We start from the raw sequence: 25,004 nt of genomic DNA, 5'->3' as shown, positions 1-25,004 counted from the left end.
TATAATGGAAGAAAATAAAGGAGAATTTGGCAATCAAACTCAAGATGAAAAAGTAGAGCAGCAAAAAGAAGCTGTAAAGAAAGATGCTAAAGGTTTATTTAGAAGTTTTACAACTTTCTTAAAAGAATTGCTTGATTTCCGTAATGATACCGATAGAGAAAGTACTATCGAATTAATAAAAGCAGACATCCCTTTTAAAGGGGCTACAGCTTGGATTTTGATTTGTTCGATATTTATCGCATCAATCGGTCTTAATGCTAACTCTATTCCAGTAGTGATTGGAGCCATGTTAATATCACCACTTATGGGACCAATACTGGGAATGGGTATGTCTATTGCCGTAAATGATATTGATACCCTACGAAAATCCTTAATAAACTTTGCTGTAATGGTAGTACTTAGTGTCATTACCGCATGGTTATTTTTCTGGCTATTTCCGCTTAAAGAAGAATCTTCAGAATTATTAGCAAGAACAAAACCAGATATAAGGGATGTGTTAATTGCCTTCTTTGGGGGTATGGCCCTGATTATTGCCCGTACAAAAAAAGGAACTATCGCAAGTGTGATTTTTGGTGTAGCTATTGCAACAGCTTTGATGCCACCTTTATGTACCGTTGGTTTTGGTTTAGCAATACAAAATTATGATTATGCTATAGGGGCGATGTACCTTTTTACTATTAATACTATTTTTATTGGATTGGCAACTTTTTTAGTGCTAAAACTATTAAGGTTTCCAATGATTCGGTACGCAAATTCTGCTAAAAGAAAGCTAACTGCTAGAATTGCATCTATTCTTGCTCTGGTGGTTATGATACCAGCAATGTATACTTTTTGGGTAACTCTTAATGAAAGTAAAGCTTTTGGTGATTATGAAAGTTATATAGCTAATGAGGTAGATGCTAATGAAAATTTGTATCTAAGAAAACCTATTTATGATTATAATAATAAAACATTAAAATTGTTTTTTGACGGCGAAATATCCGAGGCTACTGCAAGTGATCTGCATAATGAAATCTTGAAATATGAAAACATTAAGGATTTTACATTAACTGTTAGAGGTAATAAGGCAAGGGGGATTGATCAAGTTTCTAAAGCATATGATAGGTCTATCGAACAGATAAATCGCTTAGAGAAAGAGAATGGTAAATTGTTGGATGAGATAGAAGATCTAAAAATCCAAATTGCCGGATTAGAAACCAATTTAAGAGAAGCAAATAAGGTTATTCCGGTTAAAGTGTTGCCCTATGCTAGTATAGCCAAAGATGCCAAAATTAGGTTCCCTGATCTTCAAACTTTGGGATATGGAGAAGTATTACGCTCTAATTTCTTAAAAGTTGATACCGTTCAAGTGATTTTCCCGAAATGGAAGTTTCAAATATCGGATAGCCTAAATGCGATTAGAACAAACTCTCTACATAGGTGGATTACTAAAGAGATGAAAGCTGATACTTTGTATATCGAATAGAGCATTTTTTGATATTTGCAATTTCACTTCTTTTTTGATAGATTCATAAGATGAAAAATGTAACATTCATTCTTATATTCTTGTTATTACTTTCTTTTGTAGGGAATGCTCAGAAAGATCCAGTGCCACCAGAGCTCGAACCTTATTTTTCTGCATTATTGGTTAAGGATATAGATAGTTCTGTGTCATGGTATTCTAAAAACTTAGGGTTTACTATTGCAAATAAAAACGAAGTAAAATCTATAGGATTAAGACAGGCTAATCTAAAAAGAGGAAATATTTTGATCGAATTAATTCAATTAAGTTCGGCAGTTTCTCTAGAAGATGTAATTCCTGATTTTAATAATAAAACTAGAACGATTGGTTTTTTTAAAATTGGATTCATGGTTCCTGATTTTCAAAAATGGATGGATCACTTAAAAAAATCTAAAGTTACTTTTTACGGGGAAGAGGTTGTCGATCCTGTTTCTAGAAAGAAAATGATTATTATTCTTGATCCTGATGGAAACCGTATTCAGATTTTTGAAAAATAGTATGACAAAAACATTTTGTTCGAAAAAATATAATTGTGATCTTATATAAAAAATCTAATCTATATAGTATAAAATTACAATCAGTAATAGTGTATGCACTCTATTGTCGATTATGTGGTTATTCTAATTATAAACCATTACTCAATTTTAGTTCATGAGAATAAGTATTTTAAGAGAAAATCTAGTAAATAGGTATAAATCTAAATTTACCCCAAACCCAAAAGGACAGGGGTATATATACTATGCTTCAGAAACTGCTAATGGATATCTATGTACTGAACAAAAAGCTAAAGAATATATTGATAAATACGCTAAGGTTTTAAAAAAGTACTCCAGACTAATGATCTTATGGATTGTGTTGATGGCGATTGGCATGGGAGTGATTCAGGGTTTTGAAATTTATGTGTTTCGTAAATTTGAAATGGTCATGTATTTTATCCTTCCATTACCCATAGTGATTACTAAAGTTATGCAGGTTTATAATGCTCCTAAAGCGTTGCAGAGAGGAAAGCAAATATCAGGTGTTAGAGATCGAAAGGAGATTATGAATGCACGAATACAGTCTATAAATCCAAGTATGATCTACATGGGATTGGGTGTTTCTATTCTTGGGGTTTATTTTATTATTACAGGAGATGAGTTTGCCAACAAAATAGTTTACACTGTGGTTTTTTCCTTGCTCATATTATTTTTTCTGTATATTCTTTGGCGAAAAAATAAAATATCGAATGAAGAATTGAAAATTCTAAATGAACAGAAAAATCAAAACCTGATGAGTGGAATACAATATGTCTCTCTACAGGAGTTTAAGCAAGATGAAGAGTTGTTCTTTAGTAAGGCCACTAAATATATGCCCCGAAAAACAAGAATTGATTTTTGGAATAAGATTGAAAAACTTGATGAAAGTGATTTTAGGATTTTTGAAGTGCTACATTGTAATACTATAAATAAAGGCCACACCGCTTATCATGTAGATTGGAAAGATGCTGATACAATGTTTTATACAATTAATGAGATCAATAAAGTCTTGAAATTAGGAGAATATGAGCCTAGTCACTTACACATTAGAAACGACCTTATTCTTGAAAATTATAATGATTGGCTTTTAGAAAAAGAACATTGTCTATGGCAAATAGATCATGGTGGTGATTTCTTTATCGGTTTTGTGACTCATTCTAAGGATATTTAGTTATAACCCTTTAATTTGTGCGTCACGTACTTTTTTGAATAGATTAGATGAGTAAACAAAATCGGTAACTGCTTTGTTGTCGGTTTTAAATATTTGAGTTTTATCGCCTTCCCATTCTAAAAAACCATTTTTTAGAAAGACAATTTTCTCACCTATCTCCATCACCGAATTCATATCATGTGTATTGATTACTGTCGTAATATCATATTCCTCAGTAATTTCTTTAATAAGATTATCAATAACAATAGCGGTTCTTGGATCTAACCCCGAGTTTGGTTCATCACAAAAAAGATATTTTGGTCGAGTAACAATAGCGCGGGCTATAGCAACTCGTTTTTGCATACCACCACTAATCTCTGAAGGAAGTTTTTTTTCTGCATTTTCAAGATTTACCCTTTTTAATACTTCATGTACTCTTTCGAGCATTTCTTCTTTCTTTTGCTTGGTAAACATCATTAAAGGAAACATTACATTTTCTTCTACGGTCATAGAATCAAATAAAGCACTGCCTTGAAAAACCATTCCCATCCGTTCTCTAAGATCCCTTTGTTGTTGTTCATTAAGTTCAGAATAGGTAGCTCCATCGTAACAGATAGCACCTGTTTCAGGAGTAAAAAGTCCTAATAAACATTTTAAAAATACCGTTTTTCCACTACCACTGGTACCAATAATAAGATTGGTCATGCCACGATCAAAAGTTGTAGTGATTCCTTTCAGGATCTCTTCTCCATTAAAACCTTTATGTAAATTAGTAACTTCTATCATTAGCTTAGTAATAATTGAGTGAGTACATAATTTGATATAATAATCACTACTGTGGTCCAAACAAAGGCAGATGTACTAGCTTTACCTACCTCGAGGGCTCCACCTTTCATATAATAACCATGAAATGAAGGAATGGTTGCTAATAAAAACGCGAATAAAAAGGTTTTCATAAAAGCATATGTAAGATGATAAGGGATAAATTCTTCTCGTAAGCCAGTTAAAAAATCTGCACTCGATACAAAACCACCATACACACCGGCAGCATATGCTCCAAAAATACCTACAAACATAGCAATTGCTATTACGAATGGATACATGAACATTGCAATAACTTTAGGGAACACGAGGTAGTTTAATGAATTAATACCCATTACTTCTAAAGCATCAATTTGCTCTGTCACTCTCATGGTTCCAATACTGGAAGTGATAAATGATCCTACTTTACCTGCCATGATTACAGATAAAAATGTAGGAGCAAATTCTAATATAACAGACTGTCGAGAAGCAAAAGCGATTAACTTTTTAGGAATTAAAGGATTAGTAAGGTTAAGTGCCGTTTGGATGGCAACAACCGCTCCGATAAAGAACGCCAAAAATACAGTAATTCCTAATGAACCAATAATCAGGTCATCAATCTCCTTAAAAATTAAATTTCGTAATACCGAGCCTTTAGTCATTCTACTAAAAACCCCTTTTAACATTAAAAAGTAACGACCGATATCGTCGAGATAAAACATACGTTCTTTATTAGATAGGCTAAAATAGAAAAAAAAATATCTACAGCATTTAACCTTGTATTAAAGTTTTACATTTGTACAAATAGTACATTTGCTGTCTAAATTTAAAGAGTAATGATAAAAAGAATATTTCTGATAACCTTTTTAGTAATGTTATCGAATATAGGTACATCACAGACTAAAACCAAGATTAATACTTCTCCTAAACTTGTTGTTGGAATTGTAGTTGATCAAATGCGATATGATTATCTAACTCGATTTTATGATCGTTTTGGAGAAGGAGGGTTTAAAAGAATGATTAATGAAGGGTATAATTGTAAGAACAATCATTTTAATTATGTGCCAACGTATACAGGCCCCGGTCATGCATCGGTGTATACAGGAACCACACCCGAAAATCACGGAGTGATTTCTAATTATTGGTATGATAAATTTAGTAAGAAAACAGTGTATTGTGCTAGTGATCCTAGTGTAAAAGCTGTAGGCTCGGATAGTGAGCTCGAAAGAATGTCTCCGCATCGTATGAAAACTACTTCAGTTGCGGATCAAAATAGATTGCATACTCAGTTGCGAGGTAAAACAATAGGTATTGCTATTAAAGATCGTGGGGCTATTTTACCAGCAGGTCATACAGCTAATGGCGCGTATTGGTTTAGAGGAAAAGATGAAGGAAAATGGATTACCAGTACCTATTATCGAAATGAATTACCTGACTGGGTTAAAAAATTTAATGCATCAGGAAAAGCAACGTCGTATTTTAAAGAGTGGAATACATTACACGATATTAGTACATATACAGAAAGTGGAGCTGATAAAAACCAATTTGAAGGAGGGTATAAAGGAAAAGAAACCGCTACTTTTCCGTACGATTTGGCGAAACTAAAAGATCAAAATGAAGGATTTGATATTATAAAATCATCAGCTTACGGAAATAGTTTGACTGCAGATTTTGCAATTGAAGCTATAAAAGGAGAGAATTTGGGAGTAGATGATATTACAGATTTTCTGACTGTTAGTTTTTCTAGTACTGATTATGTGGGGCATAATTTTGGAGTAAACTCTAAAGAGATAGAGGATACTTATTTGAGATTAGATCAAGATTTAGAACGTGTTTTTAAGGTACTAGATACTAAAGTAGGGAAAGGACAATATACTGTTTTTCTTACTGCTGATCATGGAGCAGTACAAGTACCATCTTATTTAAAATCAGTTAAGATTCCTGCAGGTTATTTTGATACAGATGCGTTCAAAACCAAAGTAGAAGTTTTTGTGAAAGAAAAATTTAAGATCGATGGTTTGATAGAAAATATTTCTAATAATCAAGTGTTTTTTAATTACGATACCTTAAATAAAAGTAATGTGAAACATGAGGATCTCCAAAATGCTCTTTCACATTTTATTTTGCAAGAAAATCAGATTGACAAGGTGTATACAAGAAATCAACTGGTAGGAAGTAATTATACGGAGGGTATCGCAGCATTGTTACAAAAGGGATTCAATCAAAGAAGAAGCGGAGATTTGGTTATGGTATTAGATCCAGCGACTATAATGTATTCTAGAACAGGTTCTACTCACGGTAGTGGCCGAAATTATGATACGCATGCTCCTTTATTGTTTTTTGGACAAGGAATACAAAAAGGCAGTACAACCAAAGAAACCCATATTACTGATATAGCACCTACAATCTCGGCCTTATTAGGGATTACTTTTCCAAATGGAGCTACGGGTGATGTGTTGTCGTTTATTCTAGAATAATCTATTTTTTAAATTCTTGATATATGGATTGAGCGCTTTTTACTGCTCCTTCCATATATCCACCAAATTGAAGCGCTGTTTCAGCTCCCCCAATAAATAGGTTTTTATCATATATCGACGTTTGGTATATGGAGTGCCCATTATTTTGATGTGGCAACACAAAATGATCGGTGGGGACGAATGTTTCAGATTCCTCTCTCCATATAGATTCTTCATACTTTAAATATGCTGAAGCCCCTGTGCCAAATAATTTTTGAAGCTGATTAGTAACCTTAGATATTCTATTTTCTTTGGTTTCTAGATACATACCACTTTGTAAAAAACCTTTAAGCGCATATCGATCGTTTTCATAATTAGAATGATCATATAATTCGGTAATGGGTCCAACATTACTAAAAATCGTTCCAGAGTAGTTTTTTTCTTTCCAAAATGGGGTAGGATACGAAAGCCCGAATTTAATAGAATCTCCCATCCAGGTATGTGTTTTGTTGGCAATATTGATTAGTTCTTCTGGTAATGCAGGAGAGAATTGTATTGAGTTTACAAAAAGCATAGGAGGTAATGTTGATATTACTTTTTCTGAATGGTATTGCTTTTGTCTTGAATTAAGTGTAAAACCAACTTTTGTAGTATAGTGGATATCGGTTATTTTTTCATTTAAGATTAGTTCATCAGTCTCCAAATGTTTTGCGAGTGCATTTATAATTGCATGTGTACCACCTTTTATTCTATAACTTGGTTGCTGATTTCTTGGTAATTCAATTTGTTGAGGTGGAGCCGTAGATAAAGATTCGAAAAGAGCAATCCCATCCATGAATTGTTCGAATATTGGTAGTTTTAGCTCTTCGAGCAAAGCAAGTAATTCACAATGTTGTGTGCTTAACCATGTGGCCCCCATTTCTATTGGAGTTTCTTTCTCTGAGTATACGGTGTGTATTCTTCCACCAATGCGATTTCTAGCTTCAATAATTTTAAAAGAAATACCTTCTTTTTTTAGTCTATAGGCAAGTAATAACCCAGTTAAACCTGCGCCAATGATAAGTACTTTGGTTTTCATGATAATCTAAATATAAAGAGTAAAGCTCCAATTAATCGAAGCTTTACTAATTACTTTTTATAAATGCATAAATTTTATTTTTCCATTAAGTGAGTACCATGAACAACGGCTGCTCCTGCACGTAAAGCAGCTGCAATAAATGTTGTTTCGGCTAACTCCTCTTGGGTAGCTCCTGCCGTGATAGCATTTTTTTTGTGTATTTCGAGACAATAAGGGCATTGTGTGGTCAATGCCACAGCAACCGCCATCAGTTCTTTATACTTTACGGGAATTGCTCCTTCTTCTAAAGCAATACTATCAAATGCCTGAAACGCTTTCATCGCCTTTTCTGCATTTTTACCGAGTGCACCTAACTGTTTTAGGTTATTCATGTCATACATAATCAGTATCTTTTTTTGATTAGTTTCTACCAGCAGTTACTCCACCGTCGGTATCCCATATAGCTCCTGTTACCCAAGAAGCTTTGTCAGAAAGTAAAAAAGTAATACTATCTGCTATATCTGTTGGAGTCCCGTTTCTTCCTATTGGGTGAAAGTTGTTAAATCCAACTAATGCTTTCTTTGCTTCTTCAGCACTACCAAAAACGCTGTCATACACAGGCGTTTCTACTACTGCAGGAGATACTGCGTTTACTCTAATACCGTGATCAGCTAATTCCATTGCCAAATGCTGTGTAAGAGAATGTAAACCTGCTTTTTGCATAGAATAGGCAGAAGAGGGAGTTGCTTTTACGGCTTGTTTTGCCCACATAGAACCTACGTTTACAATAGATCCACTATTATTTTCTTTCATTTTTTTGGCGGCAGCCTGAGTAATAAAAAAGAATCCTCTGTTAAGATCTTGATAAGAATCATAATCTTCTACAGTATGGTCTAAGAATGCTTTGGGACCAAAAATACCAGAAGCATTTACCAAATAATCTAAACGATCTAAATTTGAAATTTCGTTTATAAGATTGTTTACACTACCAGTATTGGTAATATCCACTTGGTGTTTAACGACCTGGCTTGCATCAGAAATTTTGGAGACATTTCTACCAACTACATGAACTGTAGCTCCTCCTTCAATTAATGTTTCTACGGTTGCTCTACCGATTCCGCTTGTTCCGCCAATTACTAAGGCTGTTTTGTTTTTAAATTGAGTCATTTTGAATATATTTAAATGTTAATAAAATGAACAGACAAGTCTGTCTATTAATTGATAAAAAAATTAATGTATTATTGTTTTACACAGAGATAATCCGGCTTCAATAGGCCATGAGTTTTCGTGTAACTTGCTTTCAGAAATAGAACTTTCATATAATAAATAGATCTGTCTTGCAAGAATATCATTTTTTTGATCAGATTGCTGATCATAGTTTTTTTCGATTAACCCCTTAATGAAACGAATAAATTCTTCTTTTTGCTTTTGAATTTCTTTTTTGATTTTTTCGTTGTCATGAGGGAGTTCCGCAACAGTGTTTAGGCACCAGCAACCATTAAAATCTTTTTGACTAAAGAATTCTTTAAGAAAATCGAACAAAGCATATAATTGCTTTTTTCCTTCTTTGGCCTGGTTAACAAAATCATGTATATCTTTTGTGAATACACTATTTCGGTGTTGAAGATACGCTAAACAAATATCCTCTTTGGAGGCAAAGTGATTATATAAAGTGGCTTTTGCAATTGCTGCCTCTTTTATAATTTCATTAATCCCTGTAAGATTATATCCTTGTCGATAGAATAAATCCGAAGCCGTTTCGATAATATGTTGCCTTACTTGAGAGCGTTTCATAATGCAAATATAGATAAAATATTTAAAAGTAGACAGACTTGTCTATTTTTAAATGGCAATGTATAGTTAAATATTTGATAATCAATCTATAGTATTTTGTTTTTTATGTTCTTTATTCGAAGTTTTCTTATGAATTCACCTTCCGATTTAGAAACAAGAAAGGGTGTCCTCTCTCTTTTGGCTTTAAAAAAACCTTTTAAATAATCCATAATAAGCATTGGGCGTTTTTTAAGAAGCGCCAATTTAAATGATGCTATAAGTGTAATGAAAAAACCATACCTCATTCTATAAAAAGCTTCTCCTTGCTTATATCTTGCCTTTACATTATATTTTTGGCCAGTGGGTTTAAGATGTTTTACATGCAGTGAAGTATCTGTTTTTATCTCCCAATTATGATATTGGGCCAATAGCTCATCTACTGTATCCCATCCCATTGCTGGTTTTAGACCATTAATATCCAAAAAACAAGCTTTTCGATATGCTTTTAATGCACCTCGAATATGATCTTTATTGGTTAAGTTCTCTAGGATCCAGTCTTGATTTTTTTCGATATAACAAAACCCTCCGGTCATTCCTACATTTGGATTTTCATTAAAATGGTAAACAATTTTTTCTAAATAATTTGAAGGAAAGATAAGATCAGCATCAAATTTGCATATAATATCAAATTCACTATCGAGAACCGATAACCCTTTGGAGAAGGCACGTATTACCTTACTACCCGGCATATGGTCTTTTGAAGAATTTGTTTTTACTTGTGATATGAAATCAAATTCACTACAAAATTTAGTTACGATATTTTCTGTGTCATCTGTAGAATTGTCATTTACAACAATGATTTTTTTTGGAAGTAAGGTTTGAGAGGCTAAAGACGTTAGAGTTTTAGCGATAAAACGTTCTTCGTTATGAGCGGCTATGACTATATATATATTCAAAAGTTAAATTCAAAGTTATAGTTTCTAGGATAAAGTTAAAAAAACAAATTAGACGCTTTTAACTCGCTCGGCATATACTATATAATATCTTGGAGTGAAAAGTCGAAGTAATGGCCTTAATCCTATTTTTTTTACTGGATGAGTCCATTTATCTCTTGCTTTTATCTTCCAGCCCGCTTTTTCTAGTAGCCAATCAAATTGCCAATCTTCAAATTCGTGATAGTGCCGATCCCAAGGATCTGTTTTACTACGATATGCAGGAGAGAACCACAGTTTTAGTGGTATCGAAGCTACTAACTTATTAGCTTTAACATCTTTTAAAACATTAAAAGGAGCTATTAGATGTTCGAAAATTTCAAAAGCAGTTACAACATCTATATCTTCGGTCTTTACTGCTTCGGTATTGATATCAAGATCTTCTCCGGTAGTATTAGATACAGTATGGCCATCTTTTTCCATGAATTCTACGAAAGGGTTTCTCACTCCTAAATCAAGAATATTGGAAGGGGTAGGAATGCTGTTTCTAAGAAATTCTAAAGTTTTTTGATAGCGCTTATGAGGAAAAGTTCCTTCGTACATAATGATGATAGGTTATTGTAAATGGTAAAAATAGACAATTACAGAGACTACCGTAGCTTGAGTTTAGAGATTTTTTATTTAGTAATTAATGTTGATATAGAAAAGCATTGATATTCATACCCGCGCCAACACTTGCAAACAACAATATATCTCCTTTATGGATAGATTGATCCTCGATTTCTCCATTGAGAATAAGATCATATAGCGTTGGGATAGTCGCAACACTGCTATTACCTAATTTTTGAATACTCATAGGCATGATGTTTTCTGGGACTTGATGTTCAAATAGGTGATAGAAGCGTTTTACAATAGCTTCGTCCATTTTTTCATTAGCTTGATGTATCAGAATCTTTTTTACATCTTTGATATCGATGTTGGTTTTGTCTAAACACGCTTTCATAGCAAGTGGTACATGGTTAAGAGCAAATTCATATATTTTCCTGCCATGCATCTTAATGTATTTATGATTATTCTTAAGTGCATTGTTATAGGTTTTTCCGAAAAATAAGAAATTACTTTCCTCTAGAGTGTATGAAGCGCTTATACTTGAAATAATCCCACCAGGATCTTCTGTCGTTTCCAAAATTGTAGCACCAGCTCCATCAGAGTATATCATAGAATCTCTATCATGTTGATCAATAACCCGTGATAATGTTTCTGCTCCTATAATCAGACATTTTTTGGCCATATCACTTTTAATGAACGAATGTGCTTGGATAACTCCTTCTATCCAACCAGGACAACCAAACAATACATCATATGCTACACAATATGGATTTTGTATTTTTAATTTGTGTTTTACCCTCGCAGCAAGACTAGGTACCGTATCAGCCTGACAGGAGTTTTTGTCTACATCTCCAAAGTTATGAGCAATAATAATGTAATCAAGCGTTTCAGGATCAATTTTAGCATTTTTGATGGCTTTTTTTGCTGCAAGAAAAGCTAAGTCCGAAGCGTTTTGTTGGTTAGTGGCATATCTACGCTCTTCAATACCCGTAATTTTTTTGAATTTGTCAATAATAATGGTAGAGGGATGTTCTATTTGTGTTCCATTTCCATTAAAAAATTGATGATGAACAAAATCCTCATTTTTCTCAATCTCAGTTGGGATATAGCTTCCCGTGCCAGTTATCTTGATATTCATCGTATTTGATTATGGGTTATTAGGGTAAGATATACCTTCATGCATATCTATATTATGCATGCATAATATAATTACAATGCCTACCCATACTTTTTGCGAGTAATTTCATGCAAAAATAGCTTAGAAAACTAATTGATTTTAATCCTCATTACTGTAGCTATAGATAATGCTCTAGTTTTGATGAGATCTGCCTTTTGCCCTTTAAAATTTTGATCAACGGTAGTATTAAAAAGAGATAACCATGTTTCAAAATGAATATTTTCTAACCCTTTTTGATGGCTTAAATTTTCATGGATTTTAAGGACATTCTTTTGATAATTTCCTTTTCTAAATAATTGTTGTTCCCAAAAATCTATAATGTGTGGGAGATGTTCTTCAAGATTTATCTTAGCAATTTTTGTAAAAAAATCACCAATAATAGGGTTAGAAAATGCATCACTATAAAAAGATCTCATTAAAAATTCTATATCTTTTCTAGAAGTGATGTCTTTCATTTGATATTTGTTTTAAAAAAAGAGGCGATTTTGTAGTCGCCTCTTTTTTATTTTTAATTCAATATGATTATGCTTCAGCTTCCATATATTCTTCAATAGGAGCACAGGTGCAAATCAAGTTTCTATCTCCATATGCATCATCAACCCTACGAACTGAAGGCCAAAATTTATTTTCTGCAATATAAGATAAAGGATATGCTGCTTGTTCTCTAGAGTAAGGAAAGTCCCAACTATCTCCTGTAAGCATGGCTAAAGTGTGAGGAGCATTTTTCATTACATTGTTAGGGTTGTCAATATTAGCTTCGGCAATTTCTTGGCGTATAGATAATAATGCATCGCAAAAACGATCTAATTCTGCTTTACTTTCACTTTCTGTAGGTTCTATCATTATAGTCCCAGCCACAGGAAAAGAAACTGTTGGAGCATGAAAACCATAATCCATTAATCTTTTTGCAATATCTGTAACCTCTATACCATTAGCTTTAAAAGGTCTACAGTCTATAATCATTTCATGAGCTGCTCTTCCTCTTTCTCCAGTGTATAATACACTGTAATGACCATCTAGTCGTTCTTTAATATAATTGGCATTAAGAATCGCACTTTCTGTGGATTCTTTTAAACCATCTGCACCGAGCATAGAAATATATCCGTAGGATATTAAACACGCCAATGAAGATCCCCAAGGAGCTGCAGAAATTGCGGTAATAGCATGATCTCCTCCGGTCTGGATTATTGGATTTCCTGGTAAAAAAGGAACCAATTGTTTTGCTACGCATATAGGTCCCACTCCAGGGCCACCACCACCATGAGGTATAGCAAATGTTTTATGTAAATTAAGGTGGCAAACATCGGCACCAATTACCCCTGGGTTAGTCAAGCCAACTTGAGCATTCATATTGGCCCCATCCATATATACTTGACCGCCATTGTCATGAATAATCTTTGTGATTTCCTTAATGGCTGATTCGTATACCCCATGAGTAGAAGGATACGTAACCATTAGTGCTGCTAGATTATCTTTATATTTAAGTGCTTTTTCTCGTAAATCATCGACATCGATATTGCCTTCTTCGGTAGATTTAGTTACAACTACTTTCATCCCAGCCATAACAGCAGATGCAGGGTTAGTACCATGCGCCGATGATGGAATCAAACAAATATTTCTATGTTGATCTCCTCTAGATTCATGATACGCTCTTATTACCATAAGACCTGCAAATTCTCCTTGTGCTCCAGAGTTTGGTTGCAAAGATGTTGCTGCAAAACCAGTGATTTCTGTAAGCTGATCTTCTAGTTTTTTAAGTGCTTCTTGATATCCTTGAGCTTGTTCTATAGGCACAAAAGGATGGATATTACCCCATTGAGGATCACTAAGAGGCAACATTTCTGAAGCTGCATTGAGTTTCATAGTACAAGATCCAAGCGGAATCATAGAATGATTTAAAGAAAGATCTTTACGTTCTAATTTTTTAATATAACGCATTAACTCAGTTTCTGAGTGATACGTATTGAATACTTCGTTTGTTAAAAACTCTGTAGTACGCTTTACTTTTTGATCAATACTATTTGTATTATCAATAGTATCAAGTTTGATAGTATCTTTTCCTGCTACTTTGGCAAAAATTGAAAGTATGGCATTAAGATCTTCAAGTGTTGTAGCCTCATTTAAAGAAATTGAAATCGTTTCATTATCTAGATAATAGAAATTAACTTCTTGATTTTCAGCAACGATTTTTACTTCTTGAGCATTGGCATTAATACGAATAGTATCAAAAAACGAAGTGTTAAGTTGTTTGTAACCTAGTTTTTCTAGTGTCGTGCTTAGGGTTACTGCCGAACTATTTACTTTTTGAGCTATATATTGCAGCCCTTCTGGTCCATGATATACAGCATACATTCCGGCCATTACTGCTAGAAGCACTTGAGCCGTACAAATATTTGAAGTGGCTTTGTCACGTTTAATATGTTGTTCTCTGGTTTGTAATGCCATACGCAGAGCTCGATTACCATCTGTATCTTGCGTAACACCAATAATTCTACCAGGAATATTTCTTTTAAACTCTTCTCTTGTTGCAAAATATGCAGCGTGAGGACCACCATATCCTAAAGGAATCCCAAATCGTTGGGTAGTACCAACTACTACATCTGCTCCAAAACTTCCGGGTGATTTTAGAGAGACTAAGCTTAGAATATCAGCAGCTACTGCCACTTTAATATCGGCGTGATGTGCTTTTTCTACAAAGGTTGCATAATCATAAACTTGGCCAGATTTCCCAGGATATTGTAAAATTGCCCCATAAAAATCAGTAGAGAATTCAAATTGCTGATGATCTCCGATTACTAATTCTATCTCAAGAGGTATTGCACGTGTTTTAAGTAATGAAAGTGTCTGTGGTAAGATTTCTTCCGAAACGAAAAATTTACGTACTCCATTCTTCTTTTGATCTCTAGAACGTACGGCAAATAACATAGTCATAGACTCAGCAACCGCAGTACTTTCATCTAATAAAGAAGCATTTGCGAGTTCCATACCGGTAAGATCACAAACCATTGTTTGATAATTCAATAATGCTTCTAATCTTCCTTGAGCAATTTCTGCCTGATATGGAGTATAGGCGGTATACCAACCTGGGTTTTCCAGAATGTTACGTTGTATAACAGCTGGTAAGCAGGCCTCATGATATCCTAAACCTATATAAGATTTAAAAACTTTATTTTTTGAAGATAGCTTCTGCATATGACCAGAATATTCTTGTTCACTCATTGCTGGTGCCAAGTTTAATGGTTTTTTTAGAAGAATATCATCTGGTACGGTCTCATAGATTAGTTGATCTATAGAATCCGATTTAATAGTGCTTAACATGCTGTTTAAGTCCTTTGTCGAAGGACCAATATGACGCAATTTAAAAGAGTCAGTTTTCATTTTTGAAAAACAGTTGAGATTTAGACGGCAAAAGTACATATTTAATTGGTAAAAATTTCACAATTAATTAACCCTACTATAGTAAGTTTTTAACCAATTTCGGGTGTTATTAACAGATAACCCTAAATTAGTAGTGTGGAAACTTTAAAAAGTATATTTAAATTTTATATTAATAGTAGCATTCATGTGGCTTTGGCAATCTGCGCATTAGTACAAGTGACATTTATTAAGTTCGGAGTTAACGAAAAATATACTTTCCTTGCTTTTTGTTTTTTGGGTTCTATAGCTGCCTATAACTTTGTTAAATACTCTAAAGTTTCTAAGTTATATCATAGGCGATTAACACGCTCTATGAAGGGTATACAGGTGTTAACGGGGATTTCACTTATACTGTTCTTGTATTTTGCTTATTTAATGCCTTATGATACATTACTTTATATGGCTCCATTTATTGCATTAACTGTACTTTATGCAGTACCTGTTTTTCCTAAAAAAAGGAATTTAAGAAGCATAGCGGGGATTAAAATTTTTATTATTGGATTAGTTTGGGCAGGTATTACTGTTTTGGTTCCTGTAATATATATAGAAGGTGATCTTAATTTTGATTTTTTAATAGAGATGATTCAGCGATTTTTATTTATAGTGGTGATCATGTTACCTTTTGAAATAAGAGACCTTGAATATGATAATGAAGAACTGGAAACAGTACCTCAAATGATTGGAGTTACGCGAACAAAAGTTTTTGGAAGTGCTCTACTTGTTTTGTTTTTGTTGTTAACCGCGATTAAAGATGATTTATCGTCTGTTGAGATTTTAAGTACAATTTTGATTACAACACTTAGTCTTTTGTTTCTATGGGGTACCGATCGAAGACAATCTGAGTATTACTGTTCTTTTTGGGTAGAGAGCGTGCCATTTATGTGGCTCGCCATATTAATTATATTACAACAGTTATTTAGTTAATTCTTCTTGAAGTTGCCTTTTCATTTGTTCCTTTATAGAAGGGTTAATGGTTTGGACATCAGAATTTTTTATTGCCTTAGTAAGTTTGCCATTTCTTTTCGAATAGGCTCGAGTCACCTTACAATACAATAAACGAATGTTTAATTTTAAAATCTCTGCAATCGAAGCTTCTCCATACTGATTTTTATCACAGATATGTTTTGCTTCATCACAGGATACCAATAAGTTATTCCTAGTTTTCATTACAATTATAGCGTACTCTTTTTTAATGTTTTTGGGGTATAATCTTAATCTTTTTAAGATTGTCTATTCATTCATTTTTTGTTTTAGTCGTTCTTTCATAGCATTCTTTTCATATTCATTAATACTAATAACTTTAGGGTTCTTAACCAGTTTAGTTAGTTTATTGTTATTAGCCGAATATTTTCTACAAGCCTTACAATATATAAGATGAATATTCAACTTCACTTTTTCCCAAAATGAAGCTTCTTTATACTGATTCTTATCACAAAAGTGATTAGCATCAGAACAACTAACAAATATTTTATTTTCCTTACTCATTTTTCTTAAAACCAATTTTTTTCTAAACACTCAGCCATAGCTGTTCGTGCTCTATGGATAATAACCCATAGGTTAGACGCAGTAATATCAAATTCATTACAAATGGCTTCAGTATCGAAACCTTGTATAGTTTTCATTTTAAAAATCAACGCTTGTTTTTCGGGTAGTTTACCCATGCAATTATGTATTGCTAATCCAAGCTCTGTGTTTTCAATGTCACTCTCTGCTGTACGATCAAAAGGGTCAGCAACTCTTTCTTCTAACCAGTCACCTTCCGTTTCAGAATCACTCGAATAATTTATTCTAACTTCAGCTTTACCTTTATTACTATTAATTTTTCGATAGTGATCAATGATTTTTCTTTTCAGAATAGAAATTAACCAGGTACGCTCACTGGCTTCACCTTTAAAATTTTTCATTGATTTGAGACCTGCAAAGAAAGTTTCTTGCACAAGATCCTGTGCGATTTCTTTATTATCAACTCTTACAATAGTATAATTAAAAAGGTAATCACTGTATTTATCAACCCATGAAGTGGGGTCTATGGTGTTTGTTGACATTATCGTTTCTATTGTTGTATTCACCAAAAATAGGATAAAAAGTTGAATCTTGCATATCCTTTTATAGATGCTTTAACGATTGTGTAACAAGTTGTTGCTCTTATCTACTACTTAACTCCTTATTTTTTGGTTTCTAAATGTGATTTTATAGCCCTATTTCTTGTTATAAGAAATAAGGTTAAATGCTTTTTTAGAAATACATAATTAAAAACCTTACCAAATATTCCAAAGGGAACATCATATTCAAGGATATCAATCATTTGTGTTCCTGATATGGTATCTTGAAATAGATGTTGATGTTTAAACGATTTAAAATGCCCTTGTATCATTTCGTCTGTAAAATTGTGTGGGTATTTTAATGCTGTAATTGCACTTTGATGAGTAAGATATACACCAAAGTGCTTTCCTCTCCATGTTACTGTTTCATGAAGCTCAATTAACCCAGAAGCTTTTCCTGCAATAACGTTTTCATTCGTTTTTTTTGCAGAATGTGTATGGAAATCAATGTTTCTGGATAAATCAAAAACATCTTTAATAGGTGATTTTATATTTGTTTTAAGTTGAATAGTTGTCATTGTCTATTTTTCTGCTGTGATTATATAATACCCAAAGCTTTTCATGTGTAACCCTGATAGCAAAGCAAACAATGATCCTTTTAGATTTTTCCAACTTTGTGATTTTATCCCTTCTTTTTTAAATATTTTTTTTAACATAAAACCTGTAATAGCCCAGGGTACATGAAGAACAGAAGGAGCTACTTTATAAGAAACATCCTCTATAGTGATATTCTTGAAACCTATTTTTGTCAAATCCTCTTTTACTTTGTTAATGTTTCCGAGACCTTCAAGACTCCACCCTGTACACAATTGATCGTAACAATATTTACTCCCCTTGCATAATTGTTCTTGATCTTTTTTAAGAAAAGCATCGGCAATGACTAATCTCGATGACGGTTTTAATATTCTATATGCCTCTCGGAGTGCTTGCATACTGTGTCCCGAATGACAAAAACTTTCAATAGCGTATGCTCCATCTATAGTATCGTTTTGAAATGAAGTATTTGTATAATTTTCTTCTAAAATTAAACCATTTGTTTGCTGTAATCGTTTATTTCCTTCACGAACTTGAAATGAGGATAATGTAACGCCAATGATATGGAGTAAGGGATATTTTCTTAGACCATATCGTATTGTACCGCCAATACCGCAGCCTAAATCAGCAACTAATGAGTTTTGTTTAGGTATTTTTAATCTATTAAATATTTGTTGATTCATTTGATTGAGCATCGTATCTCTTTTAAAAAGACTGGTCTTAAAAGGAATGTAGTACCCAAAATGCATATTAAAATCTGTACTCCAGAATTCATAGTCTTCTGTAGCTTCGTCGTAAAATTGAATGATGTTACGTTTTGTAGCAGATTTTTTTAGTTTTAGTTTATGTAATATAGAAAGTGTGCTCATGTTTATAGATTTTAAATAGCATTTTGATAACCAAAGCAGTTGTGAATTAGTAATAAAGTATTAACTATCGCAAAAAGTATAAATAACCCATTCATAAAATAACTTCCAATTTTGAAAATTGTCTTTTTCGGGATTTCATACATCGGATAATATGCAATCTGAGTTGCAACTTTTCCTACCCAATATGCAGCAATAAGCCCTGTTATTGCTATAGCCAAAGGAGTTTGTGATTTTAACTCTGAAGCTAATAGAATTGCGATTAACCCGAATGAGAAATTAAGTCCTTGTATATATCTACCATAGGTTTTTGCTATTTCCTGATTAAGAGGCTTTAACTGTTTAACATCATTATACCAATCAAAAACTTGATGCCGTATGTAAGGGTATATTAGAGCAGTGAATATTTGACCAATTCCTCCTATAATAATTAACCAATTAGGGATGTTTAATTTCATGTTTCGTTTGTTTTAAAGTTTCAGAAAAAATTGAAATATAATTCAAAAATAAAAAGGAATATCATGTCCCTTCTCATTTTGCAGTATTTAAATTTATTTAACCAGCTTGACTAATGCTTTGGTTATCCAGTTGTTTCCTTGACCAACAACTTTATTCATCATTATGTCCAAGGTCTCTGCCATTTCATGTAAAGCTTTGGTCTGTTTGATTAATTCTTTTGTCTTATCACTTCCATCTTCATTAATATTAGAAACATCATTTAAAATTTTAATAGTGGGTTGCAATTCTCTTCTGCTTCTTTCTTTGGCAATTTGTTTTGCTAACTCTTGCACATCTTTTTCTGAAGTGAAATATTCTTTACGTTCACCTATTTTATTCTCTTTAAATACAATACCCCAATCCATTAATTGGCGTAAATTCATACTGGCATTACCTCTAGAAATATGTAATTCTTCCATTATATCTTCCATAGAGAGTGGTTCTGGTGATATTAATAATAAAGCATGTATTTGAGCCATAGCTTTGTTAATACCCCATAAACTACCTAAAGATCCCCAAGTAGAAATAAATTTGTTTTTTGCTTCTTCGTAATTCATAATACAAATATATGAAATTTTTTAAACTTTCAAAAAACATTGAAAGTTTAAAAAACAAGAAACATATAATTTTAAGTGTTCACAGTTATTATTTTGTGGGGAAGCCATTTTTGTTATGTATTGAATTTGTGTAAGTTATATGTTTAACACAAACTCACATAAAAATGAAAAAATTAAATTTAATTATTTCAGTAGTACTGTTATGCCTGTTATGTAGGTATAGCTACGCGCAACAACCGGATGATTCTATGTTTTTTGCCACGATGCAAACCAACGATGCTCAAGGGCTCAAGTTGAATCATCCAAATGATATCAAAATTTTAAAATCCGTAAATGGATACAGTGCAGTAATGCTCAGTGACAAAGCAGCCGAAGAATTACACCATAAAGTTTTGGTACATGGCCCTGGATTCGTTTATGAAAGTTCTCAAAAAAATGCAATTTCTGCGTTGCAAAATATTAATAAGAGCTCTCAAAAGAATCAGAAAGCCACTTTTTCAATTACTCAAGATGCTTTGGTAAGGCAAAGTCTTGATTTGGTAAATAATAACAATATTGCAAACCAAATTCAGGAGTTAGAAAACTATGGTACACGATATCATACCACGAATGCGGCTAGACAGTCGGTTTTGGATTTAAAAACCAAATGGGAAAGTATTGCCGGAAATCGGAGTGATGTTTCTGTTCGAATAGTCGAGCATACCAGTACTGCAATGCCGTCTGTAATTATGACTATTACAGGAACTGAAAAACCTGATGAATATGTGGTTCTTGGAGGACATATGGATTCGACTGCAGGAGGAAATAACTCAAATGCTCCAGGAGCCGATGATAATGCATCGGGTATTGCTACTATAACCGAAGCAGCAAGAGTATTATTTTCTATGAATTTCAAACCCAAAAGAACTGTTGAATTTATGGGATTTGCAGCGGAAGAAGTGGGGCTTAGAGGCTCAAAAGAGATTGCTCAAGATTATCGAAGTCGTAACGTAAATGTAGTAAGTTATATGCAATTGGATATGACTAATTACAAAGGATCTACTAATGATGTTTTTATTTCTACGGATTCGTATAATGATGATACTTTAAATGATTTTATGATTTCTCTATTGAATTATTATAATGCCTCGGGGACACATAGAATTACATATGGTACGTCACAATGTAACTACGGTTGTTCTGATCACTATAGTTGGGCGCAAGAAGGTTATGATGTTACTTTTCCGTTTGAAGCCAAATTTGGGGAACATAATCCTAACATCCATACTACAAGAGATACCTTTGATCGGTCACCAACGCCCAACGCTACACATGCAGCGAAATTTGCAAAATTGGCTTTGGAATATCTAATTGAAATTTCGAATGGGGTAACTGGAGGACCAACTCCTAATGAGTGTACAGGAAATGTGTCTACTTTTCCATATAACCAAAGTTTTGAAGGAAATCTAGGGGCGTGGGCACAGGCAACAAATGATGATGTAAATTGGACCATTGATGCTAATGGTACACCTTCAAATGGTACGGGCCCAAGTAGTGCTTCAGATGGATCTTCGTATATTTATGTTGAAGCTTCTGGCAATGGTACTGGGTATCCTAATAAAAGAGCAATACTTACTTCTCCTTGTTTTGATCTTAGTGGGGTGTCTACACCTAGTTTGGCATTTAAATATCATATGGAAGGAAGTGCAATTGGTACCTTATCTGTCGAGGCTAGTTTAGATAATGGTAGTACTTGGACAAGTATCTTTACGAAATCGGGAGCTCAAGGAAGCAATTGGAATACCGCTAATATTGATCTTTCTTCGTATACAGCATCTCCTGTGCTACTTCGATTTAATGCTATTACCGGAAATAGCTGGCAAGGAGACATCGCTATAGATGAGGTAAGTGTTGGGGGGTCAATAGTAGATCCAGGACCAGATAATTGTGATACTTTGGACTTTGATACTCTTGCAATTACTTCTTTCTCTAATCAAGATTCTGCAGGGGATTCATCTGTTGTAAATGGGGGCGCAGGATTGTCTTTACAAAATAACACATGGAAATATGTATTGTTAAATTATACAGTAACGTCTTCAACCGTTTTAGAGTTTGATTTTAGTAGTACTTCTCAAGGAGAGATTCACGCCATTGGTTTTGAAAATGATAATACATTAACTTCTAATAGGTATTTTAAAGTTCATGGAACTCAAAACTATGGTGTTACTAATTATGATAATTATGCAAGTGGTACTACTCGATATGTGATACCCGTAGGAGATTTTTATACAGGTACCATGGATCGATTAATATTTGCTAATGATAACGATGCTGGAAGCGGAAACAACTCTATTTTTTCTAATATTAAAATATATGAAGGCTCTTGTGGTAATTCGTTAAAAGGTAATGTTGATTTTGGATTTATTACCCCAACATTAGGTGATGAAAAAGAAGGAGTGTTATCGTCGATAGAGATTACTCCCAATCCAGCAAAAGAAAGTTTTGTTATTCAATTAGGAAGTAAAGGAACTACTGATGTAATGGTTACTTTTTATACCATTCAAGGAAGAAGAATATCACAGCTTGAGCTAGAGAGCGGAGTGAATAGAATTTCTACCAAACAACTATCTTTAAAATCAGGAATGTATTTGATCAAGATAGAAACTGACGGTGAAGAATCGATATCACAAAAAATTGTTATTCAATAGATTTACTATATGATCAATAAAAAAGGTGCTTCAGCTGAAGCACCTTTTCTTGTCTATAAATAATTATTTTATCAATCCAGCACGTTTTAATAAAGCTTCAGGTTTTGGTTCCTGGCCACGAAAACGTTTATACAGTATCATTGGATTTTCAGTTCCTCCTTTGGATAAGACATTTTCTTTAAACTTATCAGCAATATCCTTATTAAAGATCCCATTTTCTTTAAAATACTCAAAAGCGTCTGCATCTAGTACTTCTGCCCATTTGTAAGAGTAATACCCAGCAGAATAACCTCCTTGAAAAATATGTGAAAAAGCAGTACTCATACAGTTTTGCGCTACATCTGGAAATAAGGATGTTTCAGCAAATACTTTTTTCTCATGTTCTTTTACGTTATTAATAGTACTTGGATCTTGTGAGTGCCATGACATATCCAACAGTCCAAAACTTAGTTGGCGCATCGTAGACATCCCTTCCATAAAAGTTGCCGATTCTTTAATTTTTTTTACCAACTCCATCGGGATAACTTCTCCTGTTTCATAGTGCTTAGCAAAAAGCTCTAAAGCTTCTTTCTCATAACACCAGTTTTCTAATACCTGGCTTGGTAATTCTACAAAATCCCAATATACACTTGTTCCTGATAATCCAGAATAGGTTGTGTTGGCTAGCATACCATGTAATGCATGACCAAATTCATGAAATAGAGTAGTAACTTCGTTAAAAGTGAGTAAAGATGGTTTACTTGGTGTTGGTTTGGTGAAATTGCAAACTATAGAAACATGAGGTCTTATATTTTTATCGCTTTTTTTCATTTGCGATTTGTATGAAGTCATCCAAGCTCCATTACGTTTGCCCGGTCTAGGGTGAAAATCTGCATAAAATATAGCTACAAAATTATCGTCTAGATCTGAAACCTCATAGGTTTTAACTTCTTCGTGATATTTATCTACCTTATTAGTTTCCTTAAATTGAAGCCCAAATAATTTAGAAGCAACAGTAAATACTCCACCAATAACATTCTCAAGTTTGAAATATGGTTTTAGTTTTTCATCATCTAGATCAAAAAGTTTTTGTTTTAATTTTTCAGAGTAATAGGCGGCATCCCATTTTTGAAGTTGGTCAATACCATCTAATTCTTTGGCAAAAGATTCTAATTGAGTAAATTCTCTTTTGGCAGCGGGTTTTGCCTTTTTTAAAATTTCATTTAAGAAAGAAAATACTTTATCTGGAGTTTCTGCCATCCTTTCTTCTAAAACGTAATGTGCGTGGGAGGTATATCCTAATAAGTTAGCGCGTTGATGCCTTAGGTTGGCTATTTTTAGAACAATACTTTGGTTGTCATAATCATTATTATGAAAACCTTTTGATCCAAATGACATTGCCAGTTTTTTGCGAAGTTCCCTATTTTTTGCATAAGTAATAAAAGGTACATAACTAGGATAGTCTAAAGTGATTAACCATCCTTTTTTCTGTTTAGCTTCTGCCATTGCTTTAGCAGCTTCTTTTGCTCCATCAGGAAGTCCATCTAAATCTGATTCATTTGTGAGTAACATTTCGAAGGAGTTAGTCTCTGCTAGTATGTTCTCTCCAAAATTTAATCCTAACTTAGAAAGTTCTTTATCAATCTCTCGTAATTCTTTTTTTTGATTTTCGGCAAGGTTTGCACCATTTCTTGAGAATGATTTGTACTTTTTATCAAGTAAAGTATTTTGTTCGGCATTTAAGTTTAACTCTTCTTTTTGAAGGTAAACGGTTTCGATTCTTTTAAATAACTCTTGATTAAGAGCAATGTCATTACTAAACTCTGAAAGTAAAGGTGATGCTTCTTGGGCTATTTTTTGTATTTCTTCATTTGTTTCTGCACTATTTAAATTAAAAAATGCACTGGTTACTCTATCTAGTAACTCTCCTGTATAATCCAGAGCTTCAACCGTATTAGAAAATGTAGCCTTTTCAGAATTTGATACAATATTATCTATTTCTTTTTTTGCCAGTGATATTCCATTTTTAATTGCGGGAAGGAAATGTTCAGGTTTTATTTCTGAAAATGGAGCAGTATCAAATGTTTGTAATAATGGGTTATTCATTATGTTAAATATAATTTCTGTTTTAGTAATAAACTCCTTTATGTCGATAAAAGTAGCCTTTTATCGAAAAAAGAGCTTTTAATTAACCTGTTTTTTATCACACCAATCCTTAATCTAATAGATTTGATAAGGTTTATTAGTGAAGGTCTTGCTATGAAAACTACCACATTATTGTATCAGGGGTATGGATGTTAATAATTGTTTTCTAAGCGTAGACCAAATATATTGAAAGAGCTGCAATTATTGTGGCTCTTTTGATTTTTGTTCAAAATAAAAAGGTTTTAGAC

At 33.3% G+C, this 25,004-nt stretch carries 25 protein-coding genes; 6 read left to right on the top strand and 19 right to left on the bottom strand.

Features of this window, described 5'->3' with window-relative positions; genetic code table 11:
- Positions 1-4 precede the first annotated feature (4 nt).
- The 3 genes from DK508_RS04540 to DK508_RS04530 all read left to right on the top strand — a co-directional run bounded on the left by DK508_RS04540 (position 5) and on the right by DK508_RS04530 (position 3,187).
- Positions 5-1,465 carry a DUF389 domain-containing protein gene (locus tag DK508_RS04540; RefSeq protein WP_109299547.1) on the top strand — a complete coding sequence of 487 codons (1,461 nt, stop codon included), beginning with the start codon at positions 5-7 and terminating at the stop codon, positions 1,463-1,465.
- Between the two features lie 50 nt (positions 1,466-1,515).
- A complete protein-coding gene (locus DK508_RS04535) occupies positions 1,516-1,998 on the top strand; it encodes a VOC family protein (RefSeq protein ID WP_109299546.1) in 483 nt (160 codons plus the stop codon).
- 154 nt (positions 1,999-2,152) lie between these two features.
- Complete coding sequence (locus DK508_RS04530; protein ID WP_109299545.1) at positions 2,153-3,187, top strand: hypothetical protein; 1,035 nt, start codon at positions 2,153-2,155, stop codon at positions 3,185-3,187.
- Here DK508_RS04530 and DK508_RS04525 read toward each other — a convergent pair whose 3' ends face one another.
- Both DK508_RS04525 and DK508_RS04520 read right to left on the bottom strand, forming a co-directional pair.
- Complete coding sequence (locus tag DK508_RS04525) at positions 3,188-3,952, bottom strand: ABC transporter ATP-binding protein (protein ID WP_109299544.1); 765 nt, start codon at positions 3,950-3,952, stop codon at positions 3,188-3,190.
- Positions 3,952-4,689, bottom strand: coding sequence for an ABC transporter permease (locus tag DK508_RS04520; RefSeq protein WP_109299543.1), 738 nt, complete (start codon positions 4,687-4,689; stop codon positions 3,952-3,954). Before DK508_RS04520 ends, DK508_RS04525 begins: the two co-directional genes overlap by 1 nt.
- Positions 4,690-4,803: 114 nt before the next feature.
- Here DK508_RS04520 and pafA point away from each other — a divergent pair, with 114 nt between their 5' ends.
- On the top strand, positions 4,804-6,444 hold the full coding sequence (gene pafA / locus DK508_RS04515; RefSeq protein ID WP_109299542.1) for an alkaline phosphatase PafA: 1,641 nt from the start codon (positions 4,804-4,806) through the stop codon (positions 6,442-6,444).
- Between the two features lies 1 nt (position 6,445).
- Here the strand turns inward: pafA and DK508_RS04510 are convergent, their stop codons facing one another.
- From DK508_RS04510 to gcvP, 9 genes are all read right to left on the bottom strand, one after another.
- Positions 6,446-7,501, bottom strand: a complete 1,056-nt coding sequence (locus DK508_RS04510) for an FAD-dependent oxidoreductase (RefSeq protein ID WP_109299541.1) — start codon at positions 7,499-7,501, stop codon at positions 6,446-6,448.
- Positions 7,502-7,575: 74 nt separating this feature from the next.
- Positions 7,576-7,872, bottom strand: coding sequence for a carboxymuconolactone decarboxylase family protein (locus tag DK508_RS04505; RefSeq protein ID WP_235016284.1), 297 nt, complete (start codon positions 7,870-7,872; stop codon positions 7,576-7,578).
- Positions 7,873-7,900: 28 nt separating this feature from the next.
- Positions 7,901-8,647, bottom strand: a complete 747-nt coding sequence (locus DK508_RS04500) for an SDR family NAD(P)-dependent oxidoreductase (RefSeq protein WP_109299539.1) — start codon at positions 8,645-8,647, stop codon at positions 7,901-7,903.
- Positions 8,648-8,710: 63 nt separating this feature from the next.
- On the bottom strand, positions 8,711-9,274 hold the full coding sequence (locus DK508_RS04495; RefSeq protein ID WP_109299538.1) for a TetR/AcrR family transcriptional regulator: 564 nt from the start codon (positions 9,272-9,274) through the stop codon (positions 8,711-8,713).
- A gap of 86 nt (positions 9,275-9,360) precedes the next feature.
- The gene (locus tag DK508_RS04490) at positions 9,361-10,209 is read right to left on the bottom strand and encodes a glycosyltransferase family 2 protein (protein WP_109299537.1); all 849 of its coding nucleotides are present in this window, start codon (positions 10,207-10,209) and stop codon (positions 9,361-9,363) included.
- Positions 10,210-10,257: 48 nt separating this feature from the next.
- Positions 10,258-10,788 carry a methyltransferase gene (locus DK508_RS04485; protein ID WP_109299536.1) on the bottom strand — a complete coding sequence of 177 codons (531 nt, stop codon included), beginning with the start codon at positions 10,786-10,788 and terminating at the stop codon, positions 10,258-10,260.
- Between the two features lie 85 nt (positions 10,789-10,873).
- Positions 10,874-11,932: a 3-oxoacyl-ACP synthase III family protein gene (locus DK508_RS04480; protein WP_109299535.1), complete on the bottom strand. Its 1,059-nt coding sequence runs from the start codon at positions 11,930-11,932 to the stop codon at positions 10,874-10,876.
- Positions 11,933-12,060: 128 nt separating this feature from the next.
- Positions 12,061-12,426: a group III truncated hemoglobin gene (locus DK508_RS04475; protein ID WP_109299534.1), complete on the bottom strand. Its 366-nt coding sequence runs from the start codon at positions 12,424-12,426 to the stop codon at positions 12,061-12,063.
- A 67-nt stretch (positions 12,427-12,493) separates the two neighbouring features.
- Positions 12,494-15,349: an aminomethyl-transferring glycine dehydrogenase gene (gene gcvP / locus DK508_RS04470; protein ID WP_109299533.1), complete on the bottom strand. Its 2,856-nt coding sequence runs from the start codon at positions 15,347-15,349 to the stop codon at positions 12,494-12,496.
- A gap of 135 nt (positions 15,350-15,484) precedes the next feature.
- On the opposite strand from gcvP, the gene DK508_RS04465 reads away from it, so the two are divergent.
- Entirely contained in the window at positions 15,485-16,312 is an 828-nt protein-coding gene (locus tag DK508_RS04465) for a hypothetical protein (protein WP_109299532.1), read from the top strand.
- Here DK508_RS04465 and DK508_RS04460 read toward each other — a convergent pair.
- The 7 genes from DK508_RS04460 to DK508_RS04430 all read right to left on the bottom strand — a co-directional run bounded on the left by DK508_RS04460 (position 16,301) and on the right by DK508_RS04430 (position 19,945).
- Positions 16,301-16,555, bottom strand: a complete 255-nt coding sequence (locus DK508_RS04460; protein ID WP_109299531.1) for a hypothetical protein — start codon at positions 16,553-16,555, stop codon at positions 16,301-16,303. The genes DK508_RS04465 and DK508_RS04460 overlap by 12 nt on opposite strands.
- 63 nt (positions 16,556-16,618) lie before the next feature.
- A complete protein-coding gene (locus tag DK508_RS04455; RefSeq protein WP_109299597.1) occupies positions 16,619-16,873 on the bottom strand; it encodes a hypothetical protein in 255 nt (84 codons plus the stop codon).
- A 5-nt stretch (positions 16,874-16,878) separates the two neighbouring features.
- Positions 16,879-17,433 carry a sigma-70 family RNA polymerase sigma factor gene (locus tag DK508_RS04450; RefSeq protein WP_109299530.1) on the bottom strand — a complete coding sequence of 185 codons (555 nt, stop codon included), beginning with the start codon at positions 17,431-17,433 and terminating at the stop codon, positions 16,879-16,881.
- A gap of 119 nt (positions 17,434-17,552) precedes the next feature.
- Complete coding sequence (locus DK508_RS04445; protein ID WP_109299529.1) at positions 17,553-18,008, bottom strand: SRPBCC family protein; 456 nt, start codon at positions 18,006-18,008, stop codon at positions 17,553-17,555.
- A gap of 3 nt (positions 18,009-18,011) precedes the next feature.
- The gene (locus DK508_RS04440) at positions 18,012-18,893 is read right to left on the bottom strand and encodes a cyclopropane-fatty-acyl-phospholipid synthase family protein (RefSeq protein WP_109299528.1); all 882 of its coding nucleotides are present in this window, start codon (positions 18,891-18,893) and stop codon (positions 18,012-18,014) included.
- 11 nt (positions 18,894-18,904) lie between these two features.
- Positions 18,905-19,348 carry a hypothetical protein gene (locus DK508_RS04435; RefSeq protein WP_109299527.1) on the bottom strand — a complete coding sequence of 148 codons (444 nt, stop codon included), beginning with the start codon at positions 19,346-19,348 and terminating at the stop codon, positions 18,905-18,907.
- Positions 19,349-19,441: 93 nt separating this feature from the next.
- A complete protein-coding gene (locus tag DK508_RS04430) occupies positions 19,442-19,945 on the bottom strand; it encodes a GbsR/MarR family transcriptional regulator (protein WP_109299526.1) in 504 nt (167 codons plus the stop codon).
- A 164-nt stretch (positions 19,946-20,109) separates the two neighbouring features.
- On the opposite strand from DK508_RS04430, the gene DK508_RS04425 reads away from it, so the two are divergent.
- Positions 20,110-22,632, top strand: coding sequence for a M20/M25/M40 family metallo-hydrolase (locus DK508_RS04425; RefSeq protein ID WP_109299525.1), 2,523 nt, complete (start codon positions 20,110-20,112; stop codon positions 22,630-22,632).
- A 63-nt stretch (positions 22,633-22,695) separates the two neighbouring features.
- On the opposite strand, the gene DK508_RS04420 is transcribed toward DK508_RS04425, so the two are convergent.
- Positions 22,696-24,717, bottom strand: coding sequence for a M3 family metallopeptidase (locus DK508_RS04420; protein WP_109299524.1), 2,022 nt, complete (start codon positions 24,715-24,717; stop codon positions 22,696-22,698).
- Positions 24,718-25,004: the final 287 nt, after the last annotated feature.

This window comes from Aquimarina sp. AU474 (assembly GCF_900312815.1).
GTDB lineage: Bacteria > Bacteroidota > Bacteroidia > Flavobacteriales > Flavobacteriaceae > Aquimarina.
This window is presented reverse-complemented; position numbering and strand designations above follow the sequence as displayed.

What these genes read in the sequence shown, in the direction of transcription:
- DK508_RS04520 (WP_109299543.1), bottom strand. Translation starts at nt 4,689, where the DNA reads ATGTTTTATCTCGACGATATCGGTCGTTACTTTTTAATGTTAAAAGGG.
- DK508_RS04425 (WP_109299525.1), top strand. Translation starts at nt 20,110, where the DNA reads ATGAAAAAATTAAATTTAATTATTTCAGTAGTACTGTTATGCCTGTTA.
- DK508_RS04480 (WP_109299535.1), bottom strand. Translation starts at nt 11,932, where the DNA reads ATGAATATCAAGATAACTGGCACGGGAAGCTATATCCCAACTGAGATT.
- DK508_RS04435 (WP_109299527.1), bottom strand. Translation starts at nt 19,348, where the DNA reads ATGAAATTAAACATCCCTAATTGGTTAATTATTATAGGAGGAATTGGT.
- DK508_RS04485 (WP_109299536.1), bottom strand. Translation starts at nt 10,788, where the DNA reads ATGTACGAAGGAACTTTTCCTCATAAGCGCTATCAAAAAACTTTAGAA.
- DK508_RS04450 (WP_109299530.1), bottom strand. Translation starts at nt 17,433, where the DNA reads ATGTCAACAAACACCATAGACCCCACTTCATGGGTTGATAAATACAGT.
- DK508_RS04495 (WP_109299538.1), bottom strand. Translation starts at nt 9,274, where the DNA reads ATGAAACGCTCTCAAGTAAGGCAACATATTATCGAAACGGCTTCGGAT.
- DK508_RS04530 (WP_109299545.1), top strand. Translation starts at nt 2,153, where the DNA reads ATGAGAATAAGTATTTTAAGAGAAAATCTAGTAAATAGGTATAAATCT.
- DK508_RS04525 (WP_109299544.1), bottom strand. Translation starts at nt 3,952, where the DNA reads ATGATAGAAGTTACTAATTTACATAAAGGTTTTAATGGAGAAGAGATC.
- DK508_RS04445 (WP_109299529.1), bottom strand. Translation starts at nt 18,008, where the DNA reads ATGACAACTATTCAACTTAAAACAAATATAAAATCACCTATTAAAGAT.
- DK508_RS04430 (WP_109299526.1), bottom strand. Translation starts at nt 19,945, where the DNA reads ATGAATTACGAAGAAGCAAAAAACAAATTTATTTCTACTTGGGGATCT.
- DK508_RS04475 (WP_109299534.1), bottom strand. Translation starts at nt 12,426, where the DNA reads ATGAAAGACATCACTTCTAGAAAAGATATAGAATTTTTAATGAGATCT.
- gcvP (WP_109299533.1), bottom strand. Translation starts at nt 15,349, where the DNA reads ATGAAAACTGACTCTTTTAAATTGCGTCATATTGGTCCTTCGACAAAG.
- DK508_RS04460 (WP_109299531.1), bottom strand. Translation starts at nt 16,555, where the DNA reads ATGAAAACTAGGAATAACTTATTGGTATCCTGTGATGAAGCAAAACAT.
- DK508_RS04440 (WP_109299528.1), bottom strand. Translation starts at nt 18,893, where the DNA reads ATGAGCACACTTTCTATATTACATAAACTAAAACTAAAAAAATCTGCT.
- DK508_RS04455 (WP_109299597.1), bottom strand. Translation starts at nt 16,873, where the DNA reads ATGAGTAAGGAAAATAAAATATTTGTTAGTTGTTCTGATGCTAATCAC.
- pafA (WP_109299542.1), top strand. Translation starts at nt 4,804, where the DNA reads ATGATAAAAAGAATATTTCTGATAACCTTTTTAGTAATGTTATCGAAT.
- DK508_RS04505 (WP_235016284.1), bottom strand. Translation starts at nt 7,872, where the DNA reads ATGAATAACCTAAAACAGTTAGGTGCACTCGGTAAAAATGCAGAAAAG.
- DK508_RS04420 (WP_109299524.1), bottom strand. Translation starts at nt 24,717, where the DNA reads ATGAATAACCCATTATTACAAACATTTGATACTGCTCCATTTTCAGAA.
- DK508_RS04500 (WP_109299539.1), bottom strand. Translation starts at nt 8,647, where the DNA reads ATGACTCAATTTAAAAACAAAACAGCCTTAGTAATTGGCGGAACAAGC.
- DK508_RS04510 (WP_109299541.1), bottom strand. Translation starts at nt 7,501, where the DNA reads ATGAAAACCAAAGTACTTATCATTGGCGCAGGTTTAACTGGGTTATTA.
- DK508_RS04540 (WP_109299547.1), top strand. Translation starts at nt 5, where the DNA reads ATGGAAGAAAATAAAGGAGAATTTGGCAATCAAACTCAAGATGAAAAA.
- DK508_RS04535 (WP_109299546.1), top strand. Translation starts at nt 1,516, where the DNA reads ATGAAAAATGTAACATTCATTCTTATATTCTTGTTATTACTTTCTTTT.